General features: G+C 70.7%; 19 protein-coding genes. 10 read left to right on the forward strand and 9 right to left on the reverse strand.

Translation table 11 applies throughout. From position 1 onward, the window contains the following. Nucleotides 1-75 precede the first annotated feature (75 nt). The 4 genes from ACFPZI_RS02735 (at nucleotide 76) to ACFPZI_RS02750 (ending at nucleotide 6,448) form a co-directional block, all read left to right on the forward strand. Nucleotides 76-1,965, forward strand: a complete 1,890-nt coding sequence (locus ACFPZI_RS02735; protein ID WP_381357671.1) for an LCP family protein — start codon at nucleotides 76-78, stop codon at nucleotides 1,963-1,965. Between the two features lie 346 nt (nucleotides 1,966-2,311). After that, nucleotides 2,312-4,066, forward strand: coding sequence for an LCP family protein (locus ACFPZI_RS02740; protein WP_381357674.1), 1,755 nt, complete (start codon nucleotides 2,312-2,314; stop codon nucleotides 4,064-4,066). 153 nt (nucleotides 4,067-4,219) lie between these two features. Then, complete coding sequence (locus tag ACFPZI_RS02745; RefSeq protein WP_381357676.1) at nucleotides 4,220-5,911, forward strand: LCP family protein; 1,692 nt, start codon at nucleotides 4,220-4,222, stop codon at nucleotides 5,909-5,911. Nucleotides 5,912-6,079: 168 nt separating this feature from the next. After that, nucleotides 6,080-6,448 (forward strand): four-helix bundle copper-binding protein, encoded by a 369-nt coding sequence (locus ACFPZI_RS02750; protein ID WP_381357679.1) that lies wholly within the window; start codon nucleotides 6,080-6,082, stop codon nucleotides 6,446-6,448. Nucleotides 6,449-6,580: 132 nt separating this feature from the next. Here ACFPZI_RS02750 and ACFPZI_RS02755 read toward each other — a convergent pair whose 3' ends face one another. Then, nucleotides 6,581-7,855 (reverse strand): LCP family protein, encoded by a 1,275-nt coding sequence (locus tag ACFPZI_RS02755; protein ID WP_381357682.1) that lies wholly within the window; start codon nucleotides 7,853-7,855, stop codon nucleotides 6,581-6,583. Nucleotides 7,856-7,972: 117 nt separating this feature from the next. Here ACFPZI_RS02755 and ACFPZI_RS02760 point away from each other — a divergent pair, with 117 nt between their 5' ends. Then, nucleotides 7,973-8,530, forward strand: coding sequence for an acyl-CoA thioesterase (locus ACFPZI_RS02760; RefSeq protein WP_381357685.1), 558 nt, complete (start codon nucleotides 7,973-7,975; stop codon nucleotides 8,528-8,530). Nucleotides 8,531-8,693: 163 nt separating this feature from the next. Here ACFPZI_RS02760 and ACFPZI_RS02765 read toward each other — a convergent pair whose 3' ends face one another. Then, entirely contained in the window at nucleotides 8,694-10,166 is a 1,473-nt protein-coding gene (locus ACFPZI_RS02765; RefSeq protein ID WP_461111285.1) for an LCP family protein, read from the reverse strand. A 228-nt stretch (nucleotides 10,167-10,394) separates the two neighbouring features. Here ACFPZI_RS02765 and ACFPZI_RS02770 point away from each other — a divergent pair, with 228 nt between their 5' ends. After that, nucleotides 10,395-11,444: a glycosyltransferase family 2 protein gene (locus ACFPZI_RS02770; RefSeq protein WP_381357690.1), complete on the forward strand. Its 1,050-nt coding sequence runs from the start codon at nucleotides 10,395-10,397 to the stop codon at nucleotides 11,442-11,444. Between the two features lie 117 nt (nucleotides 11,445-11,561). Here the strand turns inward: ACFPZI_RS02770 and ACFPZI_RS02775 are convergent, their stop codons facing one another. Further along, nucleotides 11,562-12,719 carry an acyl-CoA dehydrogenase gene (locus ACFPZI_RS02775; protein ID WP_381357693.1) on the reverse strand — a complete coding sequence of 386 codons (1,158 nt, stop codon included), beginning with the start codon at nucleotides 12,717-12,719 and terminating at the stop codon, nucleotides 11,562-11,564. 239 nt (nucleotides 12,720-12,958) lie between these two features. On the opposite strand from ACFPZI_RS02775, the gene ACFPZI_RS02780 reads away from it, so the two are divergent. Then, nucleotides 12,959-14,302, forward strand: coding sequence for a UDP-glucose dehydrogenase family protein (locus ACFPZI_RS02780; RefSeq protein ID WP_381357696.1), 1,344 nt, complete (start codon nucleotides 12,959-12,961; stop codon nucleotides 14,300-14,302). Nucleotides 14,303-14,436: 134 nt separating this feature from the next. On the opposite strand, the gene ACFPZI_RS02785 is transcribed toward ACFPZI_RS02780, so the two are convergent. Next, nucleotides 14,437-15,012 (reverse strand): CGNR zinc finger domain-containing protein, encoded by a 576-nt coding sequence (locus tag ACFPZI_RS02785; RefSeq protein ID WP_381357698.1) that lies wholly within the window; start codon nucleotides 15,010-15,012, stop codon nucleotides 14,437-14,439. A 134-nt stretch (nucleotides 15,013-15,146) separates the two neighbouring features. Here ACFPZI_RS02785 and ACFPZI_RS02790 point away from each other — a divergent pair, with 134 nt between their 5' ends. Together ACFPZI_RS02790 and ACFPZI_RS02795 are read left to right on the forward strand one after the other, a co-directional pair. Then, nucleotides 15,147-15,506 (forward strand): VOC family protein, encoded by a 360-nt coding sequence (locus ACFPZI_RS02790; protein WP_381357701.1) that lies wholly within the window; start codon nucleotides 15,147-15,149, stop codon nucleotides 15,504-15,506. 40 nt (nucleotides 15,507-15,546) lie between these two features. After that, nucleotides 15,547-15,939, forward strand: coding sequence for a VOC family protein (locus tag ACFPZI_RS02795; RefSeq protein ID WP_381357703.1), 393 nt, complete (start codon nucleotides 15,547-15,549; stop codon nucleotides 15,937-15,939). Nucleotides 15,940-16,017: 78 nt separating this feature from the next. Here the strand turns inward: ACFPZI_RS02795 and ACFPZI_RS02800 are convergent, their stop codons facing one another. Genes ACFPZI_RS02800 through ACFPZI_RS02810 form a run of 3 tightly spaced genes read right to left on the reverse strand, consistent with a single transcriptional unit; the run spans nucleotide 16,018 to nucleotide 18,868 of the window. Further along, a complete protein-coding gene (locus tag ACFPZI_RS02800; RefSeq protein ID WP_381357706.1) occupies nucleotides 16,018-17,196 on the reverse strand; it encodes a dipeptidase in 1,179 nt (392 codons plus the stop codon). A gap of 5 nt (nucleotides 17,197-17,201) precedes the next feature. Next, nucleotides 17,202-17,732: a 5-(carboxyamino)imidazole ribonucleotide mutase gene (purE, locus tag ACFPZI_RS02805; protein WP_381357709.1), complete on the reverse strand. Its 531-nt coding sequence runs from the start codon at nucleotides 17,730-17,732 to the stop codon at nucleotides 17,202-17,204. Beyond that, nucleotides 17,729-18,868, reverse strand: coding sequence for a 5-(carboxyamino)imidazole ribonucleotide synthase (locus tag ACFPZI_RS02810; RefSeq protein ID WP_381357711.1), 1,140 nt, complete (start codon nucleotides 18,866-18,868; stop codon nucleotides 17,729-17,731). The genes purE and ACFPZI_RS02810 overlap by 4 nt, the downstream gene beginning before the upstream one ends. A gap of 238 nt (nucleotides 18,869-19,106) precedes the next feature. On the opposite strand from ACFPZI_RS02810, the gene ACFPZI_RS02815 reads away from it, so the two are divergent. Next, nucleotides 19,107-19,688 (forward strand): GtrA family protein, encoded by a 582-nt coding sequence (locus ACFPZI_RS02815; protein WP_381357835.1) that lies wholly within the window; start codon nucleotides 19,107-19,109, stop codon nucleotides 19,686-19,688. Between the two features lie 67 nt (nucleotides 19,689-19,755). Here ACFPZI_RS02815 and ACFPZI_RS02820 read toward each other — a convergent pair whose 3' ends face one another. Both ACFPZI_RS02820 and ACFPZI_RS02825 read right to left on the reverse strand, forming a co-directional pair. Next, on the reverse strand, nucleotides 19,756-21,027 hold the full coding sequence (locus ACFPZI_RS02820; RefSeq protein ID WP_381357714.1) for an ATP-binding protein: 1,272 nt from the start codon (nucleotides 21,025-21,027) through the stop codon (nucleotides 19,756-19,758). Nucleotides 21,028-21,070: 43 nt separating this feature from the next. Continuing rightward, complete coding sequence (locus tag ACFPZI_RS02825; protein WP_109383624.1) at nucleotides 21,071-21,748, reverse strand: response regulator transcription factor; 678 nt, start codon at nucleotides 21,746-21,748, stop codon at nucleotides 21,071-21,073. Between the last annotated feature and the right edge of the window lie 428 nt (nucleotides 21,749-22,176).

Raw genomic sequence — 22,176 nt, forward strand, 5'->3', positions numbered from 1 at the left:
CGCGCACTGTGTGACCAACCGAGCGCCTGGGAGGGGAAAGGCGCCGCGTGGCACCGACGGAGGATTCAAACGACCGTGGACGCGCAAGGCCGTGGACGGGGTAGCGACATCGACCCCGCAGACCAGTGGATACTCAATCCGGACACCGGCGATTACGAACTGCGACTGAACCATTCCGCACCGCAGCAGCCGGTCCCCTCTCCCCGTGGACCGCGCCCCTCCGGCGCGGCTCCGGGCGGCGGCGCGGGTGCGGGCAAGGGCACCGGCGCGGGTGCGCCGCGCGGCCGTCCCGATGCTCCCGGGCGCACCGCGGAGCGGCCCGCCGGCCGCAGGGCGTCCGAGCGCGGGACACCCGAGCGCGGGACACCCGAGCGCGGGACACCCGAGCGCGGGACACCCGAGCGCGGGACACCCGAGCGCGGGACATCCGAGCGCGGAGGGTCGTCGCGCAGGCGCCGGGACGCGCCGGAGGAGCCGTCGGCGGGCCGGCGCGGACGCCGGCCGGTGAAGAAGAAGTCGAAGGCGAAGAAGGCCCTGCTGTGGACCGGCGGGACGATGGCGTTCGTGGTGCTCGCCACCGCCGTGGGCGGCTATCTGTATTTGGAGCACCTCAACAACAACATCAACTCGGTCTCCGACGACGGCGCGAGCACCGGTGGCTTCCAGAAGGACAAGGCCATCAACATCCTGCTGATCGGCACCGACAAGCGCACCGGCTCGGGCAACGAGGGCTACGGCGACAAGGGCAGCGCCGGGCACGCCGACACCACGCTCCTGCTGCACGTCTCCAAGGACCGCACGAACGCCACCGCGCTCAGCATCCCGCGCGACCTCATCGTCGACATCCCCGACTGCCCCACGACGATGGAGGACGGGACGGAGAAGACGATCCCGGCCTCCAGGGACCGCTTCAACACCAGCCTCGGCCAGAACGAGCGCACGCCGAGCTGCACCATGCGGACGGTCACCGAACTGACCGGGATCACACCGGACAACTTCATGGTGGCGGACTTCAACGCGGTCAAGACGCTGACCACGGCGGTCGGCGGGGTCGATGTCTGTGTCGCCGAGGATGTCAACGACAAGGACTCCAAGCTCAACCTGTCCGCCGGCACGCACACCATCGAGGGCGAGGAGGCTCTGGCGTTCGTCCGCACCCGGCACGCGTGGGGCAACCAGGGCGACCTCGACCGCATCAAGGTGCAGCAGCAGTTCCTCGGCGCGCTGATGAGGCAGCTGAAGTCCAACGACACGCTCACCAGCCCGACGAAGATGGTCAAGCTGGCGGAGGCGAGCACCGAGGCGCTCACCGTCGACTCCCAGCTGGACAGCATCAACAAGCTCAAGGACCTCGGTCTGGAGCTGGGCAGACTCAACATCAAGAACCTGGCGTTCATCACGCTGCCGGTGAAGGACAACCCCGTGGAGACGACGGTGAAGGCGACCGTCGTCGTGGACGAGTTCAAGGCGCCGGAGATATTCGACCTGCTCAAGAACGACGTGTCGTTCACCGAGGTCAAGCAGCAGAAGAAGAAGGAGAAGGCCGCCGTCGCCGCCCGCCTCAAGGGCACCAAGGCACCGGCCTCCGAGGTCCGGGTACAGGTCCTCAACGGCGGCGCCCCGGGGGGCAGCGCCCAGGAGATGCTCACCTGGCTCCAGGTCAAGGAGAGCGTCAGCAAGTCGGAGAACGCCGGAAACGCCGACGAGACGCTGAAGAAGACCACCCTGGAGTACGCGCCCGACCAGGCCGACCAGGCCCGCCGTCTCGCCGACATCCTGGGCCTGTCCGGCTCGGGGATGAAGCCCGGCGAGAGCGTCACCAACTCGCAGGGGCTGCCCGCGATGACGCTGACCCTCGGCGAGGACTTCAAGGGTGCGGGCGTCTCCCTGACCCCTCCGTCCAAGGCGTCGGACGACATCAAGGAGTCCACGTCCACGGCGGACAAGGTCGAGTGCGCGCAGTGACGCACCGCACGACGTGCCTTGCGGTGCGTCGTGCGATGCGTTGCGGTGTGCCCCGCGGGGCGCGTGACGAGCCCGTGCGCGGGGCGCCCGGACGGCGCGAATCCTGCGGAGGACGGTACCTCCATGGCGTCATTTCCCCACCCAATGGGGCGGTTTACCCCTTTTCGCGGACGAGGAATTCGTCACTGAAGCCCCGTCCCGCTCAGGTCGGCGGCTAGTGTGAACGCTCCAGCGCCCCGGCCGCGAGGACCGTCCTGGCGTCGCGCGCACGGTGGTGACCAGTACGCGCGGACATCCTCCGGAGGGGGGAGGGCGCCGTGTGGCCCCGACGGAGGATCGGACGAGCGTGGACGCGCAGAGCCGTGGGCGGGCGGACAATGTCGACCCCGCAGACCAATGGGTACTCAATCCGGCCACCGGTGAATACGAAATGCGACTGGGCCCTTCCGCACCGCAGGCACCCGTCCCCGGCCCCCGCCGAAGCTCCCCGCACACCGCACACCACCCCGCCGGTCCCGGCGGCATGGGTCACCCGTACGGTGCCGTGCCCGGCGGCCCCCCGCGGGCACCCGGCCGCGAGGTCCCGCCGCCGCGGCGGCGCGGCACCCCCGAGCCGCCGCCCGGACGGCGCGGAGGCCGGTCGGGGCAGCGGAAGCCGAGGGCGAGGAAGGCCCTGCTGTGGGCCGGCGGGACGATGGCGGTCGTGGTGCTCGCCACCGGCACGGCCGGCTACGCCTATCTGAAGCATCTCGAGGGCAACGTCGACACGACCGACGTCGGCGACGCGGGTTCGGGCAACTTCAGCAAGGACGAGGCTTTCAACATCCTCGTCCTCGGCACCGACAAGCGCACCGGCTCGGGCAACGACGGCTACGGGGACGCGGGCAGCGTGGGGCATGCCGACACCACGATTCTGCTGCACGTCTCCAAGAACCGCACGAACGCCACCGCGCTCAGCATCCCGCGCGACCTGATAGTCGACATCCCCGACTGCCCGACGAAGCTGGAGGACGGGACGGAGAAGGTGATCCCGGGGCTGCAGGGCGCCCGCTTCAACCGGAGCCTCGGGGAGGACGGCCGGGACCCGGGCTGCACGATGCGCACGGTGGAGGAGGTCACCGGCATCAAGCCCGACCACTTCATGATGGCCGACTTCAACGCGGTCAAGACCCTCACCTCGGCCGTCGACGGCGTCGACGTGTGCGTGGAACACGCGGTGAACGACAAGCAGTCGAAGCTGGAGCTGCCCGCGGGCACGTCGAAGGTGGCGGGCGAACAGGCCCTCGCCTTCGTCCGGACCCGGCACAGTTTCGGCAACGAGGGCGACCTCGACCGGATCAAGGTGCAGCAGCACTTCCTGGCCTCGCTGATGCGCAAGATGTCCTCCGGCGACACCCTCACCAGCCCCACCAAACTGGTGAAACTGGCCGAGGCCGCCACCGACGCGCTGACCGTGGACACCGGCATCGGCAACGTGAGCACGCTCAAGGACGTCGCCCTGGAGCTGAAGAAGGTGCCGCCGAAGAACATCTCGTTCACCACGGTGCCGGTGCGCGACAACCCCGCGGAGACGGTGAAGGCGACCGTCGTCGTGGACGAGTCCCAGGCGCCGCAACTGTTCGACGCGATCGCCGGCGACGTGTCGCTGACCGAGGTCGAGAAGAAGCGGGAGAAGCGGGAGAAGACCGCCGTCGCCGCCCGCCTCGAGGGCGCCAAGGCGCCCGCCTCCGAGGTCCGGGTACAGGTCTTCAACGGCGGCGCCCCGGCGGGCAGCGCGCAGCAGATGCTCCGCCGGCTCCAGGTGGAGGAGGGGGTCAGCAAGTCGGAGAACGCCGGCAATGCCCCCAGGACGCTGAAGAGGACCACCCTCGAGTACGCGCCCGACCAGGCCGACCAGGCCCGCCGCCTCGCCACCATCCTGGGCCTGTCCGGCTCGGGGATGAAGCCCGGCGAGAGCGTCACCAACTCCCAGGGGATGCCCGCGATGACGCTGACCCTCGGCAAGGACTTCACGGGCGCCGGCTCCCCCCTCGCCGGCTCCGCGACGGGGCCTTTGGACGTGGAGAAGTCCACGGCCGACAAGGTCGAATGCGCGAGCTGAGGCTCGACCGGGCCGCGTTCGGGGGCTCCTCAAAAGTTGTTGACGTGGAATTGCGTTCCTGGGGCAACTGACAGGCCTGTCGTGCGTCTAACAAGAGCAGGACAGGCCAGTTCCATGAGGTGAGGAGTACCAGGGGTGGGGAGGGCGACGGAAGTGACGCAGCGCGCTGCTCGAAAGACGCTCCGCGACGACCGGCGTGATCCGGCCCCGGACGACGGCCCCTCCGGCGTCCCGGCCGACGACGGCGGGAACGCGGCGGGCGGTGACGACAGCGGCGAGACGCCCACGTCGGACGGTGACGACGGCGGCATACCCGCGTCCGGCGATGGCGCGCCCATCCCCGGTGGAGGCGGCGGCCGCCGCCCGCGGCGCCGGGTGCTCAAGTGGGTCGCCGCGGTCCTCGCGCTGCTCCTCCTCGGCTCGGCCGGGGCCGGCTACGTCTACTACCGGCACCTGAACGGCAACATCAAGCAGAACCCCCTGAACCTGGGTGACGGCAAGGTCGCCGAGCCCACCCCGAACGCCGCCGGGCAGACCCCGCTGAACATCCTGCTGATCGGCTCCGACGCCAGGGACAGCAAGAAGAACCAGGAACTCGGCGGCGCCCGCGAGACGTTCGGCTCGACACCGCTGGCCGATGTGCAGATGCTGCTGCACCTGTCCGCCGACCGGACCAACATGTCCGTGATCAGCATGCCCCGCGACACCCTCGTCCAGATCCCGAAGTGCACCGACCCCGAGGACGGGACGGTGTACGAGGCGAGCAACGGGCGGACGATGACCAACCAGAGCCTCGGGCACGGCGGTCCGGGCTGCACCGTGGCCACCTGGCAGGAGCTCACCGGCATCCACATCGACCACTTCATCATGGTCGACTTCGCCGGTGTGGTCGCCATGGCCGACGCCGTCGGCGGCGTCCCCGTGTGCGTGGACGCCAACATCCTCTCGCGCGACAGCCAGGGCCACGGCTCCGGACTGAAGCTGCCCGAGGGCACCCACCCGGTCAAGGGCGAGCAGGCCCTGCAGTGGCTGCGTACGCGCTACGGCTTCGAGGACGGCAGCGACCTCGCCCGCGCCAAGGCCCAGCACATGTACATGAACTCGCTGGCCCGCGAGCTGCGCGAGAACGCCGACCTGAGCAATCCCAACAAGCTGCGCAGGCTGGCCGAGGAGGCCACCCGGGCGCTCACCGTCGACCCCGGCCTCGACACCGTCAAGAAGCTGTACGACCTCAGCAACGAGCTGCGCGGGGTGAAGCCGGAGCGCATCACCATGACCACGATGCCCAACCGGTACGTGGGGGCCCGTGTGGAGCCGACCGAGGACGCCGAGCAGCTGTTCCGGCTGGTCCGCGACGACATCGCGCTGGACGGCCAGGACGAGAAGCCGGCACAGGCCGAGAAGGCGGCCCTGTCCGCCGAACCGGCCTCCCCCGACGACAAGATCGCGGTTCAGATCGTCAACGGCACCCGCACCGACACCCTCGGCGCGACGTCCGGCCGCGCGAGCGCCGTGGCCGGGCTGCTTCAGGAGAAGGGGTTCACCGGCGCGACCGCCGACACCGCCGGCTCCCTGAGCGAGCAGCTGACGCTGGTGCGCTACCCGAGCGCCGATCTGAAGGGCAACGCCCTGCGTGTCGCCGAGTCGCTGGGCATTCCGGAGAGTTCGGTACGGCAGTCCACCGACGTCTCCGGTGTCACGCTCGTCGTCGGCGCCGACTGGCGCGAGGGGACGGCGTACGAGGCGCCCGAACAGGACGACACGACCCCCGAGTCGGCCGGGGCCCTCAACGGGGCGGACGACTCCGCCTGCATGGAAGTCAACCCGGCCTACACCTGGTCCTGACCGGAATCCCGCCACGCGGGGCGGAGCGGGACCGGGGCCAGGACCGCATCCACGGAACATGCAGGTCAGGGCAGAGATCGTTCGCCCTGTGGTGCTCATGGGACAAGGGGCGTAGGACTGAAGGACGGAGGCCGGTCCGCGACCCCCGTCGTTTCCCTGGGAGGAATCATGACCCAGCAGTCTGCCGCCGCGACCCCCATGAGCAAGGAGATGCAGGACTGCGTCCAGGCGTGCATGGCTTGCCACAGCACGTGTGAGGAGACCATGAGTTCCTGTCTGCGGATGGGTGGCCAGGCCCCCACGCAGATCATGGGAGCCCTCATGGACTGCGCCGACATGACCCGCATGTGCGCCGACATGATGATGCGCCGCTCGCCGCTGGCCGCCGAGATGTGCGCGATGTGCGCCCAGGCCTGTGACCTGGGTGCCGAGGCGTGCATGTCCATGCCGGACGACGCGCAGATGATGCGCTGCGCGGAGTCCTGTCGCCGCTGTGCCGAGTCCTGCCGTGCCATGGCGGGCGCCACCACGATGTGACGCGCCGGACGTCGCTGCCTGAGCACGCCGGACACCGGATGCCGGGCGCCGGACACAGTCGAGGGCACCCCGCGGGGCGCCCTCGGTCGTTCTCCCGCCCCGTCTGCCCGTTCGTCGCCGGCGCCGTGGGGCTCAGTTGCCCTTGACGGTGACCTTCTCGTCGTTGTTCAGCTGGTTCACCAACTGTTTGACCTTCGCCTTGTCCCAGAGCAGGTTGCCGCCCGAGGAGCCCGCGAGGGGCATGTTCAGGGAGGTGCCGTCACCGCCGCTGACGCCCTTCATCGACCAGAACATGTCGGCCAGGCCGAACAGGCTCATGTCCTTGTCCACGACCAGCGAGTCCAGCCCCGCGCCCATGGTCGGGTACAGCTTGAACGGGTTCAGGACCGTGCCCGGCGTCGCCACCTGGCTCGAGAGGGCGGAGAGGAACTTCTGCTGGTTCTTCGTACGGTCCAGGTCGGAACCGGCCAGCGCGTACCGGGTGCGGACGAAGGCGAGGGCCTCCTCGCCGTTCAGCGTCTGCTTGCCCTTCTTGAAGTCGGCGCCGGACTTGGTGTCCTTGATGTCCTGCGGGATGTCCATCTCCACGCCGCCGACCGCGTCCACGATGTTCGCGAAGCCGGCGAAGCCGATCTCCACGTAGTGGTCGATGTGCAGGCCGGTGTTGAACTCGACCGTGCGGACCAGGAGTTCGGGCCCGTCCTCGGCGTAGGCGGCGTTCAGCTTCACCTGCCGGCCCGTGCCCTGGAACGTCTTGCCGGACTCGGAGCCCTTGAAGGTGGGTATCTCCACGTTCGAGTCGCGGGGCAGCGATATCAGGGTGGGGCCGTTGCTGCCGGTGTGCAGGATCATCATGGAGTCCGTGCGCTTGCCCTCGGCGGACCCGGTGCGCAGCTTCTTCTTCTGCTCGTCGGTCAGCCCGGCCCGGCTGTCGGAGCCGACGATCAGGTAGTTCGTCCCCTCGCCCGCCTCCGGCCGGTCGAGCACGATCGACAGGTCGACCTCGCGGTTGAGCTTCGAGTCGGCCCAGAAGTAGGTGCCCACGGTCGTCACGATCAGCACGACCGCGACCGTGATCGACGTCACCTTGATCCGGCGGCGCCAGTCCGGCGCGGGACGCTGCGCGGAGCGGCCGTCGCCGCCGGGGCCTTCGGGACCACCGCCGCCCGGGGAGCCGTAGACCTGGCCCGTGTTGTAGTCGCTGTAGCCGCCGCCGTGCCCGCCGCCGTCCACGTACGACGGCTGCTGCGGCACCGAGCCGCCGTAGGCTCCCTGGCCGGGCGGGGCCACCGGACCGCGGCGGACCTGGCGCATGACGCGGGCGCTCTCCGGCTGTCCGCTCGCGCTGCCGCGTCCGTAGCGGGGGCCGCGGTTGTCGTTGGGCCGTGCCTCGGGCCAATCAGTCATGCGCAATAGTGTGCAGGTCCGAGCCGTGCGCCGTACCAGTCCTGGAGAAATAGCAGCAGCGCTGTTGCGAAGCTGACACAAATTCCCCGGCTGCGACCTCGGCATAAGGTGGAGGCCATGACAGATCAGGCTCCGGCCCCACCTACGGAGAGTCCCGACATTCCGGGCAAGCCCGTCTCGGCGTCGCGGACGACCCTCAGCCACATCATGACCCACAGCGACACCAACCTCCTGGGCACGGTGCACGGCGGCGTGATCATGAAACTCGTCGACGACGCGGCGGGCGCGGTCGCCGGACGGCACTCCGGCGGCCCCGCCGTCACCGCGTCGATGGACGAGATGGCCTTCCTCGAACCGGTCCGTGTCGGCGACCTGGTCCATGTGAAGGCTCAGGTCAACTGGACCGGCCGGACGTCCATGGAGGTCGGCGTGCGGGTCCTGGCCGAGCGGTGGAACGAGTCCGTTCCGGCCACCCAGGTCGGCTCGGCGTATCTCGTCTTCGCGGCCGTCGACGCGGACGGCAAGCCGCGCCGCGTGCCGCCGGTGATATCGGAGAGCGAGCGGGACCGGCGCCGCAACCAGGAGGCCCAGATCCGCCGCACCCACCGCCTGGCACGCCGCCGGGCGATCGTGGAGCTGCGCGAGAAGCGGGCGGCGGAGGGAATCGAGGACTGACGGTGAGGATGTGTGGTGGCTTCTCCGCCGGGTCCGACTCACAAACTGGCCGACGCTGATCCACCCGGCACTCCTCGCAGCCCCGGCAGCCCCCGCGGGGCCAGGGTCTCTCCTCTGGATCAGGCCGGATCCCGTGAGCCCGGCATGATCCGAACGCCAGGCCCTACGAGCAGCCCACCTCGTCGCCCCGCACCACCCCGAACTCGTCCTTCCCGGGGTCCTCGGCCCGGACCTTGCGGACCTTCTCGAAGTCGGTACCGGCGATCACCTTCAGCGTGGCGCCCTGGCCCTTCACCGCACGCAGCTCGCTGCCCGGCAGGGCGGCGGCGAGGGACTTCGCGGAGCGGTCCCAGCGAGGGTCGTAGGCGACGACGGTCCGCCGCACGGAGCGGTCCGCCGCGTCGACCGGAACGTGGGTGGTGTGGAAACCGGTTGCCGCGAGGGCCGCGTCCACGCGGCGGCCGAGGCCCTTCGCCTCCGTGCCGTTCTCGACCTGGACGCGGATCTGCCGGGGGTCCACCGGGACGCGCCGTGCCGCGTCGGGCGACGGGTGTGCGGAGAGCGGCTTGTCCTCGCGCAGCGCCGCGAAGATGTTCTCGGACTTCTCGGGGTCCCACTTCAGCGTCGACCCGATGCCCTTGACCGTGTATCCCTCCTTGCCGAGCGGCACGGTGGTGAACTCGGACGAGGCGGGCGAGAAGTTCCGCATCGCCCGCCCCAGGTCCAGCAGTTCGTTGGCGCCGAAGCCCTTGTCGGCGCGGACCGAGCCGAGCACGGCACGGGTCACGTCCCGGAACTTCATCGGGTTCAGCAGAATCCCGGAGGACGTGGCCTGGTCCAGCAGGGCGGCCATGAAGTGCTGCTGGCGTTTCATCCGGCCGAGGTCGGCGGCGCCGTCGACGTACCGGGCGCGCACGTACTGCAGGGCCTCGCCGCCCCCCAGGGTGTGCCGGCCGGCCGGCAGGTCGAGGCCGGTGTGACTGTCCTTCAGGGGTTCGGTGGTGCACAGCTCGACGCCGCCGACCACATCCACGGTCTTCATGAAGCTGGTGAAATCGAGCTCCAGGTAGTGGTCGATCTTCACCCGGGTCATCTTCTCCACCGTGCGCACGGTCAGCTGCGGCCCGCCCTCCGCGTACGCCGCGTTGAGCTTGACGGGATGCCCTTCGTGCTCCTCGCCGCTCACCTGGTCGGTGTGCGCGGGCATCATGGCGTACGAGTCGCGCGGCAGGCTGACGACGCCGGCACGCTCCCGGTCCTCGGAGATGTGCACGATCATGATCGTGTCGGTGCAGTTGCAGGGCGCCCCGCCGAGCCGGTACTTCCGCCGCGCCGCCGCGCCGATCTTCTCTCGGCCGTCCGTGCCGACGAGCAGGACGTTCATGCCGCGGCCCGCCTCGGGGCGGTTCTTCATGTCCCGGAACGGGTCGACCCGGTCGATTCCCGCGTCGAGGCTGCTGACCACCGCGTGCCCGATCCCGGCCGAGGCGAGCACCAGGACCGACAGCGTGGTCACCGCCCGCGGGCCCCAGCGTGGCCTCCGGCGCCCCGGTGGTCGCGGGCCGCCCTCCCGTGGTGGCTGCGGTCGGCGCTGCGGCGCGGTGCGGGGCCGGGGGGAGCGTGACGACGCGGGCAAGAGGGACACCTCCGGACGAGGGCCGTGCGAGGGGGACATAAGAGGGGGACATAAGAGGGAAGCGGACGAGCGGGGTGCGGGGGCATACCAGTCCATGCAGGACTTATCAGGCTGTACGGGGTCATACGCGAAATCCTGAGCACCGTAGGCCGATACGATCTGCGGCCCGGCGCAACCGCACCCGGCACGCGCACCGCTGTCCCCCGTTCGCGGTAACGTGAGGCTCCTATGAACGCCAATCCCGACGTGCGGCTCCCCGCCGTTTCCGTGATCATGCCCGTGCTCAACGAGGAGCGGCATCTGCGTGGCGCCGTCCACGCGATCCTCGCCCAGGAGTACGCCGGCGAGATGGAGGTCGTGATCGCCCTCGGTCCGTCCACGGACCGCACGGACGAGATCGCCGCCGAACTCATGGCCGAGGACCCGCGGGTGCACACCGTGCCCAACCCGACCGGCCGCACCCCGGCCGCCCTCAACGCGGCGATCGGGGCCTCGCGCCATCCGGTCGTGGTCCGCGTCGACGGGCACGGGATCCTCTCGCCGGGCTACATCGCCACCGCGGTACGGCTCCTGGAGGAGACCGGCGCGCAGAACGTCGGCGGCATCATGCACGCCGAGGGCGAGAACGACTGGGAGCACGCGGTCGCCGCCGCGATGACGTCCCGGATAGGCGTCGGCAACGCCGCCTTCCACACCGGCGGCGCGGCGGCCCCCGCCGAGACCGTCTACCTCGGGGTGTTCCGGCGCGAGGCGCTGGAGCGGCAGGGCGGCTACAACGTGGAGTTCATCCGCGCCCAGGACTGGGAGCTGAACTTCCGCATCCGCGAGGCCGGCGGGCTGATCTGGTTCTCGCCGGAGCTGAAGGTGTCCTACCGGCCCCGGCCGAGCATGCGGGCGCTGGCCAAGCAGTACAAGGACTACGGCCGTTGGCGGCACGTCGTCGCCCGCTACCACTCGGGTTCCATCAACCTGCGTTATCTGGCCCCGCCGGCCGCGGTGTGCGCGATCACGGCCGGGATCCTGGTCGGCGCTCTGCTCACCCCGTGGGGTTTCGTCGTGCCCGGCGGCTACCTCGCGGCGATCGTGCTCGGCTCGATACCCGCGGGCGGCGGTCTGCCGCTGAAGGCGCGGCTGCAGATCCCGGTGGCGCTGGCCACCATGCACATGTCGTGGGGCTGGGGCTTCCTGACCAGCCCGCGCTCACTCGCGAAGAAGGTCATCGCCTCCCGCCGGCCCGCGGTCCACACGCACACGGACGCGGACGCCCCGGCTTCCTGACCCGCGCTCAGCAGCGCGGCAGGACCCCCTCCCGGACGGGAAAAGACCGAAGGGCGCCCGAGTACGCGTACTCGGGCGCCCTTCGGCTGTCCGTGGTCCAGAGTCCAGGGTCCAGGGTTACGGAAGGTTCCTGGCCATCACGATCCGCTGAACTTGATTCGTGCCTTCATAAATCTGGGTGATCTTCGCGTCGCGCATCATGCGCTCCACCGGGTAGTCGCGGGTGTAGCCGTAGCCGCCGAGGAGCTGGACGGCGTCGGTGGTGACCTCCATGGCGACGTCGGAGGCGAAGCACTTGGCCGCGGCGCCCTGGAAGGTGAGGTCGGCGTCGCCGCGCTCGGACTTGGCGGCGGCGGCGTAGGTGAGCTGGCGGGCGGCCTCGATCTTCATGGCCATGTCGGCGAGCATGAACTGGATGCCCTGGAAGTCGGCGATCGGCTTGCCGAACTGCTTGCGCTCCTTGACGTAGCCCTTGGCGTAGTCGAGGGCGCCCTGGGCGATGCCGAGGGCCTGGGCGGCGATGGTGATGCGGGTGTGGTCGAGGGTCCGCATCGCGGTGGCGAAGCCGGTGCCCTCCTCGCCGATCATGCGGTCCGCCGGGATGCGGACGTTGTCCAGGTAGACCTCGCGGGTCGGGGAGCCCTTGATGCCGAGCTTCCTCTCGGGGGCGCCGAAGGAGACGCCCTCGTCGGACTTCTCGACGACGAAGGCGGATATGCCCTTGGAGCGCTTGGTGGGGTCGGTGACCGCCATGACCGTGTAGTACTCGGACTCGCCGGCGTTGGTGATCCAGCGCTTCACGCCGTTGAGGACGTAAGTGTCGCCGTCGCGGACCGCCTTGGTCTTCATGCCGACCGCGTCGGAACCGGCGTCCGGCTCGGAGAGGCAGTACGAGAACATCCCGTCACCCTTGGCGAGCGGGGTCAGGTACTTCTTCTTCAGCGCCTCGGAACCGGAGAGGATCACCGGGAGGGAGCCGAGCTTGTTCACGGCGGGGATGAGGGAGGAGGACGCGCAGACGCGGGCCACTTCCTCGATCACGATGACGGTGGCGAGCGCGTCGGCGCCCGCGCCGCCGTACTCCTCGGGCACGTGGACGGCGTGCAGGTCGTTCGCGAGGAGCGCGTCGAGTGCCTCCTGCGGGAAGCGGGCTTCCTCGTCCACCGCTGCGGCGTACGGCGCGATCTTCGCCTCGGCCAGCGAGCGGACGGCGTCACGGAGCATGTCGTGCTCCTCGGACGGGCGGTACAGGTCGAAATCAGCCGATCCGGCCAAGGTCTCTCACTCCAAAAACGACGAGGTGCGACGAGAGGCGACGCTCTGATGACGCTAACTACTGTTAAGTAACTCCCACCTTAGAACTCCTGCCCCTGCGGTAGTACGTGAGTTTGGTGACAACGGGAAGGCCTCCGGGCCGCAATGAGCGGGAACGAGCGGGATCGCCCCTGCGGCGCGCCCGGCGGCCCCGGATATGCTCACCCTCGCACTGGCTTCCGTATACCCCTGGAGCACGCATGGCCCTCAAGATCACCGTGATCGGCACCGGTTATCTCGGTGCGACCCACGCGGCGGCCATGGCGGAGCTCGGATTCGAGGTGCTGGGCCTCGACGTCGTGCCGGAGAAGATCGACATGCTCCGGCGGGGCGAGGTCCCGATGTACGAACCGGGGCTCGAAGAGCTGCTGCGCCGGCACGTGGCGGGGATCGAGGGGTCCACCGGCCGGCTCCGGTTCACCATGGACTGGGCCGAGGTCGGCGAGTTCGGCGACCTCCACTTCGTCTGCGTGAACACTCCGCAGCGGCACGGCGAGTACGCCTGCGACATGTCGTACGTCGACTCCGCGTTCGCCTCGCTGGCCCCGCACCTCACCGGCCCCGCGCTGGTCGTCGGCAAGTCGACCGTGCCCGTGGGCTCGGCCGACCGGCTGGCCGCCTACCTGGCCGAGCACGCGCCGGCCGGCGGGGACGCCGAGCTGGCCTGGAACCCGGAGTTCCTGCGCGAGGGCTTCGCCGTCCAGGACACGCTGCGTCCGGACCGGGTCGTGGTGGGGGTCAGGAGCGAGCGGGCCGAGAAGCTGCTGCGGGAGGTGTACGCGACGCCGGTCGCCGAGGGCACCCCGTTCGTGGTGACCGACTTCCCGACCGCGGAGCTGGTGAAGACCTCCGCGAACTCCTTCCTCGCCACCAAGATCTCTTTCATCAACGCCATGGCCGAGCTGTGCGAGGCCACGGGCGGTGACGTGGCCAAGCTCGCCGAGGCCATCGGGTACGACGACCGGATCGGCCCGAAGTTCCTGCGCGCCGGGATCGGCTTCGGCGGCGGGTGCCTGCCGAAGGACATCCGGGCGTTCATGGCGCGCGCCGGTGAGCTGGGCGCGGACCAGGCGCTGACGTTCCTGCGGGAGATCGACTCGATCAACATGCGCCAGCGCGGCCGGATGGTGGAGCTGACCCGGCAGGCGCTGGGCGGCGGGGCCTTCCTGGGCAAGCGGGTCGCGGTGCTGGGCGCCACCTTCAAGCCGGACTCGGACGACGTACGGGACTCGCCGGCGCTGAACGTCGCGGGCCAGATACACCTCCAGGGCGGCCAGGTCACCGTGTACGACCCGAAGGGCATGGACAACGCCCGGCGCCTCTTCCCGACCCTCGGGTACGCGGACTCGGCGCCGGCCGCGGTGCGGGGCGCGGACGTGGTGCTGCATCTGACGGAGTGGCAGGAGTTCCGCGAGCTGGACCCGGCGGCGCTGGGCGAGGTCGCGGCCCAGCGGCTGATCCTGGACGGGCGCAACGCGCTCGACGCCGAGGTGTGGCGCCGGGCCGGATGGCGCTACCGCGCGATGGGACGCCCCACCGCCTGACGGGTTCCGCGAACGCGGGCCCCGGGTGAGGCCGACCGGCGGGTGACGCCGGTTCGGCCGAGGCTCAGTCGGCCGAACCGGCGTCTGCTTGCATTCTGCACCACGGGGCGGGTCCGATGGGGCCGCTGTGACGCCTACGGCTCTCTCGGCTCCGTCGCCCGCTCCGGCTCCTGCCGCGTCCCGGCCTGCTCCTGCTGCGGCCGCTTCGAGCGGTAGCGGCGCATCTTGGCGCGGGCTCCGCACACCTGCATGGAGCACCAGCGGCCGCGTCCCGCGGGGCTGCGGTCGTAGTACGCCCAGTGGCAGTCGGCGGCCTCGCAGGCCTTCAGCCTGGTCCACGTACCCGCCGCGACCGCTTCCGCCACGGCCGCCGCGACCCGGGAGAGCAGGGGCCCCCGGTCGACGGGCGCGAGGGCGGCGGAGCCGTCCGCCGGGTCGACGGTGACCACCAGGGGGGCCTGTGCGAGCAGCGTGCCGAGCGGGACGACCGCGCGGTGCGGCGGATGGCCGGCGTGGGCGAGGAGGGTCGCGCGCAGCGCCTCGCGCAGGGTGCGCGCCGACCCGACACCGGCCGCGTCGCCCTCCGGAAGCCCGAAGCGGGCTCGGCCGTCCGCCGTGTCCAGCGTGTCGGCGCCCGACTCGAGGTCGAGCGTGTTGACCAGGTCCTGGACCAGGACCAGCCCACCGGGCGCGGCCGATCTCTCACTCATGTCCGGACGGTACCTCTCGCGTTCTCTGCGTTTCCCCTTGCGACGTTACCCCCCATGCGGCAGCATGCGGTAACGGTTACTGATTACCCGCTTCTGGCGGTAACCAGAAGGATCAGGGATTCGAGGAGGAAGTCATGCCTGTTGCCAAGGTGGGCGCCATCGTCCTGGACTGCGCCGATCCGCGCGCGCTGGCCGGTTTCTACGCCGAACTGGTGGGTGGCACGGTCAAGGACGAGGGCGACTGGGTGGACCTCCAGGTGCCCGGCGGGCCGACGCTCGCGTTCCAGGAGACCCCCGGACACGTACCGCCGCGCTGGCCGGCGCCGGATCAATCGCAGCAGTTCCACCTGGACCTGACCGTCGAGGACCTGGACGCCGCCGAGAAGGAGGTGTTGGCACTCGGCGCGAAGCCGCTGGACACGGAGGACCGCTCGCGGACCTTCCGGGTTTACGCGGACCCGGCGGGGCACCCCTTCTGTCTGTGCGCCTGCTGACACCGATGACACCGAAAGCCTGCTGACACCGGGAGAACTCATGGCCGCCGTGGCCCGTCTGCGTTCCGTCGTCCTCGACTGCCCCGAGCCGCGCGAGCTGGCCCGCTTCTACGCGGCCGTCGGAGGCGGCATGCCCGAGGAGGAGGACTCGGAATGGGTGGTGCTCCAGATCCCCGCCGGGCCCCGGCTGGCCTTCCAGCGGGCGCCCGGGTACAGCCCGCCCGACTGGCCGCGGGCCGACCGCGACTCGCAGCAGTTCCACCTCGACTTCGACGCGGGCGGCACCTGGGAGGAGGTCGACGAGGCCGAGCAGAAGGTGCTGGCGCTGGGGGCGCGGGTGCTGGACCGGGAGGACTACGAGAAGAAGGACTTCCGGGTGTACGCCGATCCGGCAGGGCATCCGTTCTGCCTCTGCCGGATCGAGCAGCCGTAGGGGCCTGTCCGGCGGATCATGCCGGACAGACCTCAGCCGGGCCGCCACAGCCCTCGCGCCGGTGATGACCGGGCGGCCTCAGCCGTCGAGGGACTCCAGGGTCGCGTTCGACGGGGCGGTGGTCGCCCGGAGTTCGCGGGCGGTGTCCTCGGCGGCGCCCAGCACCCGTACCGCGTTCTGCCAGGTCAGCTTGGCCAGGTCGGTCCTGGACCAGCCGCGGTCGTGCAGCTCGGCGATGAGGTTCGGGTAGCCGGAGACGTCGCGCAGGCCGTCGGGGGTGAAGGCGGTGCCGTCGTAGTCGCCGCCGATGCCGAGGTGGTCGACGCCGGCCACCTCGCGCATGTGGTCCAGGTGGTCGGCCACCGTGGACACGGTGGCGACCGGGCGCGGGTGGGCCTCCTCGAAGGCGGCGTGCACCTTCATCGCCTCCGCGGTGGTGTCCAGGTGGTGGAAACCGTGGGCGCGCATGTTGTCGTCGGCCTCGTTCGTCCAGTCGACGGCCGCCTGGAGCACGAACTTCGGTACGAACGTCACCATCGCGACGCCGCCGTTGGCGGGCAGCCGCTCCAGCACGTCGTCCGGGATGTTGCGCGGGTGGTCGCAGACCGCCCGGGCCGAGGAGTGGGAGAAGATCACCGGCGCCGACGTGGTGTCCAGCGCGTCCCGCATCGTCGTGGCGGCGACGTGCGAGAGGTCGACCAGCATGCCGAGCCGGTTCATCTCCCGGACCACCTCACGGCCGAACGCCGACAGGCCGCCCACGCCGGGCTCGTCCGTCGCCGAGTCCGCCCAGGCCACGTTGTAGTTGTGGGTGAGGGTCAGGTAGCGCACGCCGAGTTCGTACAACCCGCGCAGGGTACCGAGGGAGTTGGCGATGGAGTGGCCGCCCTCCGCCCCCATCAGGGAGGCGATACGGCCCTGTTCGCGCGCCGCCTCCATGTCGGCGGCGGTCAGCGCGGGCGCCAGGTCCCCGGGGTGGCGGGCCAGCAACTGCCGTACGCAGTCGATCTGTTCGAGGGTGGCCGGCACCGCGTCGGGCAGGTCCGCGCGGACGTACACCGACCAGAACTGCGCGCCGACGCCGCCCGCGCGCAGCCGCGGGATGTCGGTGTGCAGGTGGGCGGACTGGTCGTCGGCGATGTCCCGGGCGCCGAGGTCGTAGCGGACCTGTTCGCGCAAAGCCCAGGGCAGGTCGTTGTGCCCGTCGACGACGGGGAACTCGGCCAGCAGCGCACGGGCTTCGTCGTGAGACGTCATGGGGCTCACTTCCCGAAACCGAAGCCATTGCCGGAGCCTTCGGCCCTGGCGCGCAGGCGCTTGCCCTTCTCCGTGGCCCGGTCGTTCAGCTCCTGCTGGAACTCCCGCATCCGGCCGAGGAGTTCGTCGTCGTGGGCGGCAAGCATGCGGACCGCCAGCAGGCCCGCGTTGCGGGCGCCGGCCACCGAGACGGTGGCGACCGGGACACCGGCCGGCATCTGCACGATGGAGAGCAGGCTGTCCATGCCGTCGAGGTGCTTCAGCGGCACGGGGACGCCGATGACGGGCAGCGGGGTGACCGAGGCGAGCATGCCGGGCAGATGGGCGGCACCGCCCGCACCCGCGATGATCACCTTCAGCCCGCGGTCCGCGGCCTGCTCGCCGTACGCGATCATCTCGCGGGGCATGCGGTGCGCGGAGACGACGTCGACCTCGTGGTCGATCTCGAACTCGCCGAGGGCCTGGGCCGCGGCCTCCATGACGGGCCAGTCGGAGTCCGATCCCATGACGATGCCGACTACGGGGCTGGGGCTCATTCGGTGATCGTGCCTCTCAGGTAGCCGGCTGCGTGACGGGCGCGTTCCAGCACGTCGTCCAGGTCGTCGCCGTAGGTGTTGACGTGACCGACCTTGCGGCCGGGCTTCACGTCCTTGCCGTACATGTGGATCTTCAGCTGGGGGTCGCGGGCCATGCAGTGCAGGTACGCGGAGTACATGTCGGGGTAGTCGCCGCCCAGGACGTTGACCATCACCGTCCACGGGGCGCGCGGGCGCGGGTCGCCGAGCGGGAGGTCGAGGACGGCGCGGACGTGGTTGGCGAACTGCGACGTGATCGCGCCGTCCATGGTCCAGTGGCCGGAGTTGTGCGGGCGCATGGCGAGCTCGTTGACGAGGATGCGGCCGTCGCGGGTCTGGAACAGCTCCACGGCGAGATGGCCGACGACGCCGAGTTCCTTGGCGATGCTGAGCGCCATCTCCTCCGCGCGCAGGGCGAGGCCCTCGTCGAGGCCGGGCGCGGGTGCGATGACCGTGTCGCAGACGCCGTTCACCTGCCGCGATTCGACGACCGGGTAGGCGACGGCCTGGCCGTGCGGGGAGCGGACCACGTTGGCGGCCAGCTCGCGCACGAAGTCGACCTTCTCCTCGGCGAGCACCGGGACCCCGGCCCGGAACGGTTCGGCGGCCTCCCTGACGGAGTCGACGACCCACACGCCCTTGCCGTCGTAGCCGCCGCGGACGGTCTTGAGGACGACCGGGAAGCCCTCGCCCTCGGCCGCGAAGGCGGCCACGTCCGCAGGGTCCGTGACGATGCGGTGCCGCGGACAGGGCACGCCGATCGCGTCGAGCCGGGCGCGCATCACGCCCTTGTCCTGGGCGTGCACCAGCGCCTCGAGGCCGGGGCGGACGAGGATGCCGTCCGCCTCCAGGGCCCGGAGGTGCTCGGTGGGCACATGCTCGTGGTCGAAGGTGATCACGTCGCAGCCGCGGGCGAACGCGCGCAGCGTGTCCAGGTCGCGGTAGTCGCCGACGACGACATCACCGACGACCTGCGCCGCGGAATCCTGCGGAGTGTCACTGAGGAGCTTGAATCTGATGCCGAGCGGGATGCCCGCCTCGTGTGTCATACGAGCGAGCTGGCCCCCGCCGACCATACCGACTACCGGGAACGTCACTCCCCCAGGGTATCGGTCGAGCCATGGTGGCCGATTCCACGGCCGTTCCCGGCCTGTCCGCGGCCGTTCCCGGACGGGTCCGCGGCCGTTCCCGGACGGGTCCGCGGCCCAGGGCCTCTCGAAAGACCCCAGGCGTCCATCCGCAGGAAGATCGCGCGGACGGATGGTTAGCATGGTCTGGTTGACGCCACCTCGGCGCTACCTCGACGCCACTCCACGGACGGGGGCCGGCACGACCATGGGACGCGGTTCCTCGGGGCCTTCGACGGGCGCCCCGGCCCCGCGCGGCTCCATGCGGCAGCGCCTCGACCGGCTCGTCCGTGAAGCCGTGAAGTTCGGCGCGGTCGGCGGGGCGGGGCTGTTGGTCAATCTCCTCGTGTTCAACCTGGTCCGGCAGGTGACCGATCTCCAGGTGGTGCGGGCGAGCGTCATCGCGACCGTCGTCGCGATCGTCTTCAACTACCTGGGCTTCCGCTACTTCACGTACCGGGACCGCGAAAAGTCCGGGCGCACCAAGGAAATGTCGCTGTTCCTGCTGTTCAGCGCGGTCGGCCTGGTGATCGAGAACGGCCTGCTGTACGCGGCGACCTACGGGTTCGGCTGGGACAGCCCGCTGCAGAGCAACATCTTCAAGTTCCTCGGCATCGGGGTCGCCACCCTGTTCCGGTTCTGGTCCTACCGCACGTGGGTGTTCCGCGCGCTGCCGGGGGCCGCGGCACCGGTGGCGGGAGCAGCGGCGGCGGGAGCACCGGCGGCGGGTCCCGTCGCGGAGGGCGGGCACGGGCCCGCGGGGTCGCCCTCCCCGCAGCGCGTGCCGTAGGCACCGGGTCCCGGGCCTGGGCCGGCACCGGCACGTACGCCCTCGTCCTCCCTGTTCACCGCACCGTTCACCGCACCGTTTGGCGGTTGTCGTCCCGGGATTTCTGCGGCGGAGTGCGGGACAGGAACAGGCCGAAGACCGCGGGCTTGGCCTGGAGCATCTCCAGCCGGCCACCGTCCGCCTCGGCGAGGTCGCGGGCGACCGCGAGGCCGATGCCGGTGGAGTTGTGGCCGCTGATCGCGCGCTCGAAGATGCGGGCGCCCAGGTCGGTGGGGACTCCGGGGCCCTCGTCCGTGACCTCGATGACGACCTGGTTCCCGGTGACCCGGGTACGCAGGGCGACCGTACCGCCCCCGTGCATGAGCGAGTTCTCGATCAGCGCGGCCAGCACCTGGGCGACCGCGCCCGGCGTGCCGACGGCCCGCAGATGCCGCTTGCCGGAGGTGACGATCGCGCGGCCGGCGCTGCGGTAGGCGGGGCGCCACTCCGCGAGCTGCTGCTGGATCACCTCGTCGAGGTCGAAGGTGACGGCCGAACCGGTCTGTGGGTCGCGGGAGTTGGTCAGCAGCCGCTGCACCACGTCCGTCAGGCGCTCCACCTGCGCCAGCGCGATCGTCGCCTCCTCCTTCACCGTCTCGGGGTCGTCGGTGAGGGTGATCTCCTCCAGCCGCATGGACAGCGCGGTGAGCGGGGTGCGCAGCTGGTGGGAGGCGTCGGCGGCGAGCCGCCGTTCGGCGGTCAGCATGCGGCCGATGCGCTCGGCGGAGGAGTCCAGCACGTCGGCGACCCGGTCCAGCTCGGGAACGCCGTAGCGCCGGTGGCGGGGGCGCGGGTCCCCCGAGCCGAGGCGCTCGGCGGTCTCCGCGAGGTCGGTCAGCGGCGAGGCGAGCCGGTTGGCCTGGCGCACAGCCAGCAGCACCGCCGCGATCACCGCCAGCAGCGCCACCAGTCCGATGATCAGCAGGGTGCGGCCGACCTCCCGGGTCACCGAGGAGCGCGGCTCCTGGACGGTGACCGTCTCGCCCTCCTCGCCGGGCGCCGAGGCGCTGATGACGTCGCCCTCCGGCTTGTCGCCGATCTCGATGGGCGCCCTGCCGGGCAGGCGTACGACGACGTAGCGGTCCTCGGTGACCTGGCCCCTGAGGACCTCGGCGGTGACCTTCTCCTCGACGAGCAGCCTGCTGTCGACGATGCTGGCGAGCCGTACCGCCTCGGACTCGACCCGCTCCCTGGCGCTTTCGGTGATCGTACGGGTCTCCACGAGCACCAGGGACACGCCGAACACGGCGATCACGACGAGTACGACGGCGAGCGTGGACTGGATCAGTCGGCGGCGCATGTCCTCATATCCGAACCGGAATCACGACGTACGGGGTGGGGGGTCAGCTCTTCTCGAAGCGGAACCCCACGCCTCGTACGGTCGCGATGTAGCGGGGGTTGGCCGCGTCGTCGCCGAGCTTCTTGCGCAGCCAGGAGATGTGCATGTCGAGGGTCTTGGTGGACGACCACCAGGTGGTGTCCCAGACCTCGCGCATCAGCTGGTCGCGGGTGACGACCCGGCCCGCGTCGCGCACCAGGACCCGCAGCAGGTCGAACTCCTTGGCGGTGAGCTGGAGTTCCTCCTCGCCCATCCATGCCCGGTGCGACTCGACGTCGATGCGCACCCCGTGCGTCGCGGGCGGCTGCTGCGGTTCGGTGGCGCCGCGCCGCAGCAGGGCCCGTACCCGGGCGAGCAGTTCGGCGAGCCGGAACGGCTTGGTGACGTAGTCGTCGGCGCCGGCGTCCAGACCGACGACGGTGTCGACCTCGTCGGCACGCGCGGTAAGAATCAGGATCGGCACCGTGTGGCCGTCGGAACGCAGCCGACGGGCGACCTCCAGGCCGTCCATGCCCGGCAGTCCGAGGTCCAGCACCACCAGGTCGATGCCGCCCTGCAGGCCTGCGTCGAGCGCGCTGGGTCCGTCCTCACGCACCTCCACCTCGTAGCCCTCCCGGCGCAGGGCGCGGGCCAGCGGCTCCGAGATGGACGCGTCGTCCTCGGCGAGCAGTACACGGGTCATGGACTGATGGTAGTCCCGCGCCGACACGGCCCGGGGTGTGATCACCGGCGTCGGTTCTTACCCGGCGCACACAGGATTCTCACGTCCGGGGCCCGTGGGCCGCGCCTGGGGGTGGGGGGCGCGACCCTGGAGAGAACCTTCGATTGGGTGATCGCGGTTCCCCCGAAGCCTGTGATCCCCGTCTCAAGTCCTTCCATATCGGGCACTGTCCTGCCGTATGGTGAACCAACGCCTGTTGCACCACGGGGGCCTTTGGCGCAGTTGACGCCGAAGGTCTCTTTCGTGTGCGGGCCGGCTTCCCGCCAGCCTGTCCTGGCTGGTCCCCGCCGACCCCGTAAGGAATGACCTGTGGCCGGGCCTCTCCGCACATAGACGCGCGTAGAGGCGTGGATCCCGGTGGTCGCCGTCCGCCGCTCCGTGATCGGAGC

The sequence above is a fragment of the Streptomyces chlorus genome, from assembly GCF_042655885.1.
GTDB classification, from domain to species: domain Bacteria; phylum Actinomycetota; class Actinomycetes; order Streptomycetales; family Streptomycetaceae; genus Streptomyces; species Streptomyces chlorus.